This window comes from Nitrospira sp. BLG_2 (genome assembly GCF_049222245.1).
The window spans coordinates 1-1,914 of sequence record NZ_JBLYIG010000444.1; the positions used below are offsets into that span (position 1 = coordinate 1).

3 protein-coding genes are annotated in these 1,914 nt (G+C 56.0%); 2 read left to right on the forward strand and 1 reads right to left on the reverse strand.

The window, feature by feature from the left end:
- Positions 1-61: 61 nt before the first annotated feature.
- Both ACOSYY_RS12130 and ACOSYY_RS12135 read left to right on the forward strand, forming a co-directional pair.
- On the forward strand, positions 62-424 hold the full coding sequence (locus ACOSYY_RS12130) for an IS630 transposase-related protein (RefSeq protein WP_421662658.1): 363 nt from the start codon (positions 62-64) through the stop codon (positions 422-424).
- The gene (locus tag ACOSYY_RS12135) at positions 318-890 is read left to right on the forward strand and encodes an IS630 family transposase (RefSeq protein ID WP_421662659.1); all 573 of its coding nucleotides are present in this window, start codon (positions 318-320) and stop codon (positions 888-890) included. Before ACOSYY_RS12130 ends, ACOSYY_RS12135 begins: the two co-directional genes overlap by 107 nt.
- A 364-nt stretch (positions 891-1,254) precedes the next feature.
- Here ACOSYY_RS12135 and ACOSYY_RS12140 read toward each other — a convergent pair.
- Positions 1,255-1,914: response regulator (locus ACOSYY_RS12140; RefSeq protein ID WP_421662661.1), on the reverse strand; the 660-nt coding region annotated here is incomplete at its 5' end.

Genomic DNA, 1,914 nt, shown 5'->3' on the forward strand with positions numbered 1-1,914 from the left:
TTATAGCTGAGCCCACAATTACCGATAGACAGATAGGGTTGCACTTTGGAAGAATGAGGGCATGAGATGTTCATCGGATTTGCGTAGACGGGTAGTAAGTTTTGTGCGAGGCGGCGGAAGCAAGGCAGAGGCGGCCCGGAGGTTCAAGGTGGGCGAGGCGAGCGTGTACCGGTGGCTCAAACCCGGTGGGCTGAGACACAAGCGCCCTGGGCCCAAAACCGCTCATAAACTGGATTGGGAGGCTTTACGGCGTCATGTCACCACGCATGACGACCTGACACAGGCGGAAGCGGCTCGGCATTTCGGGGTCTCACGCCATGGCATCTGGAACGCACTCCACAAGATGGGATGGACCCGGAAAAAAAACGACCGGCTACAAAGAACGCAGCCCGCTGCACCGAAGAAAGTTTCTGCGTCTTCGTGAGCGGTCCAGACGTCGCGGCCTGCAGCCTGTTCATGTCGATGAGTGCGGCTTCACGCCGTCCGTGACTCGCCGCTATGGGTATGCGCCCAAGGGCCAGCGTGTGTACGGCCTGACGTCCGGGCACAGAAGACCGCGCACCGCACTGATCGCCGCCCGCATCGGGCCGGATTTTGCTGAACCCTTCCTCTTCGACGGCACCTGCGATGCAGCCGTGTTTAACTCGTGGCTCCAGGCCAGGCTATGCCCGCGTCTGACTCCTGAACACCTGGTCATCATGGACAACGCGGCCTTTCACAAATCGCCGGAAACGGCACAGCTCATCCAGCACACCGGCGCCACGCTGCTGTTTTTGCCGCCCTATTCGCCCGACCTGAATCCTATCGAGCACGACTTCGCCAAGCTTAAGAAACACCGGGAATATCATGAAACCGCTTCCATCGACCAGATCGTGAAGGCCTATCAATGATTATCGGCTTGGCCATAGTACTAAATGGAAAAGAGCCGGAAGCTGATCTTTCGTTCAAGCTGGCATCGCTTCAGTTGCCCGCTCCTTTTTAGGCAGTTCTTGTCTGACTGTATGTGAGTTTCCGATACCCTGGTACATGCTGCTGATCGGCCTCTTTGCCAGGCACCTCTTTCGATCCACTTCGTACTCACTGTAGTCCCCTCGAACCAAACAACCTTGTTGCCGGCTTCAAAGGCTGGAATTTGAGTCGCGATCCGATCGAGGGACCAACGACCGTGACTGCGTTTATTGACTCGTGAACCAGTCGTGATTGAGGCAATGTACTCTGTGGTTTTGTCTATAACCCTCATGCCTGAAGCGGCCTTTATGCCACCTTCGTAGAAGTCGTTTCCTGCGGCAGCCAATGATTCAGGACCGCTGCCAGAGATTTGCTCGTAACCGGCTTGCTGAGGAAATCATCCATCCCGGCTGCCTGACATCGCTCACGATCCTCCCGCATCGCGTTGGCAGTCATGGCGATGATAGGAAGGTGGGACGGCCTGCTACCGGCCTGTCGCAGGCTCTCCTCCTGCTTTCTGATCACCCTTGTCGCCTCAAAGCCGTCCATTTCAGGCATCTGGCAATCCATGAACACCAGCGCGTAGGGAATCCGCGCGAGTGATTCAACGGCTTCTCGACCATTTGCCGCAACATTGACCCGATATCCGAGCTTTTCAATCATATTCGCGGCCACCTTTTGATTGACCGGATTGTCCTCAACCACGAGGACAAGCGGACTGGATCGTATCTGCGCCTCCGACAAACTATGTCGGGTAATGATCGGAGCAGCAGTCTGTGGAGTTGAATCAACTGCATTGACGCTTCCCAGAACAAGGCCAAGACACTCATATAAGAGCGACTGTCGGATCGGTTTCGTCAGATAGGCGGCGATACCGGCGCTTTGAGCCGCTTTGGCATCCCCCCGCCGACCAACCGATGTCAGAAGAACCAGACGTGTGGCGCTGATCGACTTTTCAGTCTTGAT